General features: G+C 64.8%; 5 protein-coding genes and 1 pseudogene. 4 read left to right on the plus strand and 2 right to left on the minus strand.

Features of this window, described 5'->3' with window-relative positions:
- Nucleotides 1-398: pseudogene (locus MRY84_RS02425) on the minus strand (hypothetical protein); the annotation flags it as partial.
- A gap of 8 nt (nucleotides 399-406) precedes the next feature.
- Entirely contained in the window at nucleotides 407-2,419 is a 2,013-nt protein-coding gene (locus tag MRY84_RS02430; protein ID WP_291504170.1) for a U32 family peptidase, read from the minus strand.
- A 176-nt stretch (nucleotides 2,420-2,595) separates the two neighbouring features.
- On the opposite strand from MRY84_RS02430, the gene MRY84_RS02435 reads away from it, so the two are divergent.
- The 4 genes from MRY84_RS02435 to MRY84_RS02450 form a co-directional block, all read left to right on the plus strand.
- Nucleotides 2,596-3,270, plus strand: coding sequence for a hypothetical protein (locus MRY84_RS02435; RefSeq protein WP_291504171.1), 675 nt, complete (start codon nucleotides 2,596-2,598; stop codon nucleotides 3,268-3,270).
- A 192-nt stretch (nucleotides 3,271-3,462) separates the two neighbouring features.
- The gene (locus tag MRY84_RS02440; protein ID WP_291504174.1) at nucleotides 3,463-4,593 is read left to right on the plus strand and encodes a branched-chain amino acid ABC transporter substrate-binding protein; all 1,131 of its coding nucleotides are present in this window, start codon (nucleotides 3,463-3,465) and stop codon (nucleotides 4,591-4,593) included.
- A 115-nt stretch (nucleotides 4,594-4,708) separates the two neighbouring features.
- A complete protein-coding gene (locus MRY84_RS02445; protein ID WP_291504172.1) occupies nucleotides 4,709-4,957 on the plus strand; it encodes a hypothetical protein in 249 nt (82 codons plus the stop codon).
- A gap of 58 nt (nucleotides 4,958-5,015) precedes the next feature.
- On the plus strand, nucleotides 5,016-5,328 hold a 313-nt coding region (locus MRY84_RS02450; RefSeq protein ID WP_291504173.1), incomplete at its 3' end, for a nucleoside deaminase.

The raw sequence follows: 5,328 nt of genomic DNA on the forward strand, positions 1-5,328 counted from the left end.
ACGTGGCCGTGGGCGGCCCGGGTCCATACCGGTGCTGGCCGGTACAGCAGGTCGATCACCACCAGAAACACCAGGTTGAGCACGCAGCTGCCCAGTGCGTTGCCCACGGCCAGGTTGGGGGTGTTGGCGATGGTGACGCTGGTGATGCCGGTGGCCAGCTCTGGAAGCGAAGTCACGCTGGCCACCAGCGTGAGGCCGATCCAGCTGCCCGACAGGCCGGTGCGCTGCGCAATGGCATCGCCGTAGCGCGACAGCTGGTAGCCCGCGGCGCCAATCAGCCCCGCGCAGGCAGCGAACTGCAGCCACACCAGCAGCGTGGCCATCATGGTGCTGGCCCGCAGGGCGGGGATGAAAACGTTTCGGTGTGCATGGGCTGTGGCGTTGGGCCACGGCCGCATGCGGGGGATCAATGGGCGTGGTGCGGCCGGGTTTTGTAGAAGGTGAGCGGGGCTTCCTTGGCCTGGTTCAGCACCTGGCGCTTGATCTTGCCCACCACGTGCATTTCACAGGGCTTGCAATCAAAGCGCAAGGTCAGCTTCTCCTTGCCATTGATCAACATCAAGGGTTCGGCTTTGATGGTGCCCTGCACGCCCGTCACGCCCTTGGCCTGCTTGGGGCACAGGCTCATCGAAAAGCGCACGCAGTGCTTGGTGATCATGAGGCTGACTTCGCCTTCTTCCTCATGCGCCTCGTAGGCCGCGGCGATCACCTTCACGCCGTGGCGTACGTAGAAGTCGTGGGCCTTGTGGTTGAACACATTGCCCAGAAAGGAGAGCGTGTCTTCAGGGTAGAGCGCAGGGGGTTCCACGGGCGTGGCGCGTGGCAGGCGGGCGAAGTTGCGGGCGCGGCTGGCCTCCAGGTGGGCCAGTGCATCGCGGCGCAGCGCGTTCAGCACCGAGGCGGGCACAAACCAGGGCTGCGAAAGCTGCAGCCCAATGTCGTGCACCGCAAAAATGGTGGCGCCAAAACGGCCCAGTTGTTCGCGCAGGCTGGCTTCGGCCTTGGCGGCGTCGGTGGCGGGCTGGTGGGGCTGGTGCACCTCGGCACAGCCCACATTGCCGTCCTCGTCGGTCAGCAGCAGGCTGAAGCCGGTGGGCGTTTCGCTCAGTTGCGCCCACAGGCCGATGCGGCGGTCGCTGGATTTTTTCTCCAGCGTGCGTACCCAGTCCATGTCGCGGTTGCGGTTGATCTCCGTGCCCTTGCGCAGGTCCTTAAAGCCCTCCATGGGGTCCTTGGGGTACACGCGCCACTGCGTGATGAGCTTGCCCACGCGGGCCGACACGGGCTCCGCCACGTTGATGGCCATGCCCACCAGCTCCTTTTGCAGGTCGTAGTAGCACAGGCCATCGCCGTTGTGCAGCACGGTGGCGGGGTCGCTTACCTCCAGCTCGACGAAGTCCGGCCCCACCTTGGTCACCCAGCCAATGGCTTGGCCCGGGTTCTTGGGGGTGTCGAACGCGCCGATGTCTTCCTTGCGGCCGGTGACAAAGTAGTCGGTGAACTCGCGGTTGAAGTTCTGCAGCGGGTCGGGCGTGAAGGTGAAGGTGGTGCGTCCGCTGGACGAGCGGGAGAGGGGCCGGCCCTCGGCCTCACGCTCTTCAATGATCTCGTCGAGCAGCGTGCGGTAGTGGGCCGTGATGTTCTTCACGTAGCCCATGTCCTTGTAGCGGCCTTCAATCTTGAAGCTGCGCACGCCGGCGTCGATGAGGGCGCGCAGGTTGTCGCTCTGGTTGTTGTCCTTCATGCTCAGCACGTGCTTGTCATGCGCGATGAAGCGGCCCTGTGCGTCGGTGACCTGGTAGGGCAGGCGGCAGGCCTGGCTGCAGTCGCCGCGGTTGGCGCTGCGGCCCGTTTGCGCATGGCTGATGTTGCACTGGCCGCTGTAGGCCACGCACAGTGCGCCGTGGATGAAGAACTCGATGTTGGCGCGGCCTGGCGCATCCACCGGGCCCAGGGCCTTGTGCACCGCTGCAATCTGCTGCACGGTCAGCTCGCGCGCTAGCACGATCTGCGACAGGCCCGCGTCCTGCAGGAAACGCGCCTTCTCGGGTGTTCGGATGTCGGTCTGGGTGCTGGCGTGCAGTTGGATGGGGGGCAGGTCAATTTCGAGCAGGCCCATGTCCTGGATGATGAGCGCGTCGGCGCCCGCCTCGTACACCTGCCACGCCATCTTGTGAGCGGCCTCCAGCTCGTCGTCGCGCAGGATGGTGTTGAGCGTGATGAAGATGCGGCTGTTGAAGCGGTGCGCGTGTTTCACCAAGCGCTCGATGTCCCGGATGTCATTGCCCGCGCTGGCCCGCGCGCCAAAGGCAGGGCCGCCGATGTAGACGGCATCGGCGCCGTGGTTGACGGCTTCGATGCCAATGTCGGCGTCGCGTGCAGGGGAGAGCAGTTCGAGCTGGTGGGGCAGGAGAGACATGGGGCGGGATTATTTCAGTTTCGCCACGCGGGCGTCTCCTGCGGGTTATCGGCGGCTGCAGCGTTTGGTAACGAACTGGCGGGCGTCGCCGCACAGGTGTCTGTTACAACGGGGCGGCACGCGGGCCCGCTCGCGTCGCCCATGCCCAGCTCCGTCCCATCGAGAAAGGACTTCGGATGAGTACTTCCCGCGCCAAGAAGCCCACGCAAATCCAACTGACCCCGAACGACCTCGACTTTTACTGCCTGCCCGAGCGCAGCAGCCTGGCGGCCACGCGCCATAACGATTTGCTCTGCACCGTCGATTGCTCACGGCTGTTTGTCAACGGTGCGCACCACGTGGTGTTTGCGCTGGACGGCACGGGCGGGCAGGGCAGCTACAACCCCCATTGCGGACCGATCATTCGCCATGGGAAGAACCTTTGGTCCGAAGCGCGTGGCTTCATCTTCTTTGCCGATGGCGTGGTGGAGGCCGAGCGCTGGAACGGCACCGCCATGCCCGTGCTGCAACCGGTGCACAACGTCTCCGGTGGCACCTTCGATCTGGCAGCCCATCCCATCGTCACCGTGCGCATCCGCGCCGGGTACCGGGCGGGCACATATGCCGACCGCATGCACATCAACATCCATCAGGGCATCACCATCGACGGGCCCGTGCTGTTCGAGGGTGAAGTCACCGGCGCCGGCTGGGGTTGGGACTGGACCGGTACGCACAACGCTGCCATTGGCGCGATCGCCATGGGCTTTGTGCCCCCCAGTGAAACCGGCTGCGTGGAAGAGCTTTTGCCCCGCAGTGCGCCCGACGCGGTGCTGCCGTTCGTCGGTTTCAAGCTGCGCGTGGCTGGCAGCTGAGAAGCCCGGCAGCGGGCATTAGCCGCTTTAATGTCCCCACAAATTGCTAAGTTTGCATATCGTTGCAGCGTTTGGTCGGCCTTGGATGGGTAGGATGCAGCGGTCTCGCGCACCAAGCCGGTGCGCAACCTTTCGTCCCCTCTTGGAGAATTCAACGTGTTCCGTGCCCCGTCTCTGCGCTCCGTGTCCTCTTTGTCTCTGGTCCAGCTGGCCATCGCTAGCCTGGGCCTGGTGGCTGCGTCCGCGGCCACCGCGCAGGACGTGCAGACCGTCAAGATCGCGCACGCGGGCCCCGTGTCCGGCGGCATTGCCCACATCGGCAAAGACACCGAGAACGGCGTGCGCCTGGCCATTGACGATCTCAATGCCCAGAACCTGGTGATCGGCGGCAAGAAGATCAAGTTCGAGATCGCGGCCGAAGACGACGCGGGCGATCCGCGCCAGGCCACCGCCGTCGCCCAGAAGCTGTGCGACCAGAAGGTCGCCGGCGTGGTGGGTCACCTGCAGTCGGGCACGTCCATCCCCGCGTCGGCCATCTACGCCAAGTGCGATCTGCCGCACATCACCGCATCGGCCTCCAACCCCGACCTGACCAAGCCCGGCCACAAGACCACGTTCCGCCTGATCGCCAACGACAACGCCCTGGGGGCCGCGCTGGCACTGTTTGGCGCGGACCACCTCAAGCTCAAGAGCGTGGCCATCATTGACGATCGCACGGCCTATGGGCAGGGCGTGGCGTCCGTGTTCAAGGCCACGGCGCTGCAAAAAGGGCTCAAAGTGGTGGGCGAGGAGTTCACCAACGACAAGGCCACCGATTTCATGGCCATCCTCACGGCCATCAAGAACAAGAAGCCCGATGCGATCTTCTATGGCGGCCTGGACGCCCAGGCCGGACCCATGCTGCGCCAGATGGAGCAACTGGGCCTGGGCCACGTGAAGTTCTTTGGTGGCGATGCACTGTGCACCGAGAAGCTGCCCGAGCTGTCGGGCAAGACGCCGGCTCTCAAGAACGTGACCTGCGCGACCGGCGGTGCCTCAGTGGACAAGATGCAGGGTGGTTCGGACTGGAAGAAGCGCTACGACGCCAAGTTCCCTGGCCAGTTCCAGATCTACAGCCCCTATGCCTATGACGCGGCCATGGTGCTGGCCGACGCCATGAAGCGCGCCAACTCGGTGGACCCCAAGGTGTTCACGCCCTTCCTGGCCAAGACCGAATACAAGGGCGTGACCGCCAACATCGCCTTCACGGCCAAGGGCGAGCTGACTGCGCCTGCGGTGACGCTCTACACCTTCCAGGGCGGCAGCCGCGTGGCGCTGAACTGAGGTCGGCTCCGTTCGGCAATTTGCCTGATGGCCGCCCAGTGCGGCCATTTTTTTGTGCAGGGTTTACAGTCGGGCGCTTGGCCATCGGGCAGCCTGTGCCCGGCAAAGGATGGAAATGCGTGCAGTGTTCGGAGTGATTGGGCTGGTGGTGGCGTTGGCCGTGGTGGGCGTGGTGGTCAAGAAGCAGATGTCGGCCATGCGCACGCCGGTGCCGACCCTGCAGACGGCCGATCCCGCCTCTGCACCCACCGGGGCAAGCCCAGGCACGGTGCGCGACCAGAGCCAGCAGATCCAGCAGCAGGTCAAGCAACAGGTGGAGGGCTTGATGCAGCAGGCCCGCCCGATGCCGGACGAAGAAAAATAAGCCAAATTGCCTTCTGGCGCTTATCTATCAAGCGCAAGAAGCTATTGTTTTTATAGCAATGATTTCCGACCAAGACGCGCACTGGATGCGCCTGGCCTTGGCCGAGGCACAAGAAGCCGCCCGCGCTGGCGAGGTGCCCGTGGGCGCCATCGTGGTCAAGGACGGCCAGGTCATCGCCACCGGCCGCAACGCCCCTGTCGAGGGTCACGATCCCACAGCCCACGCCGAGATCGTGGCGCTGCGCGCGGCCGCGCAGCGGCTGGGCAACTATCGGCTCGACGGCTGCAGCCTGTACGTCACGCTGGAGCCTTGCGCCATGTGCAGCGGCGCCATGCTGCATGCATGTGAATATGCACCCGAAGAAGAAGACG

The organism is Acidovorax sp., assembly GCF_022763525.1.
GTDB lineage: Bacteria > Pseudomonadota > Gammaproteobacteria > Burkholderiales > Burkholderiaceae_C > Acidovorax.

Bases quoted from the DNA above. Each gene is read 5' to 3' on its own strand.
- MRY84_RS02430 (WP_291504170.1), bottom strand. From the start codon at position 2,419: ATGTCTCTCCTGCCCCACCAGCTCGAACTGCTCTCCCCTGCACGCGAC.
- MRY84_RS02435 (WP_291504171.1), top strand. From the start codon at position 2,596: ATGAGTACTTCCCGCGCCAAGAAGCCCACGCAAATCCAACTGACCCCG.
- MRY84_RS02445 (WP_291504172.1), top strand. From the start codon at position 4,709: ATGCGTGCAGTGTTCGGAGTGATTGGGCTGGTGGTGGCGTTGGCCGTG.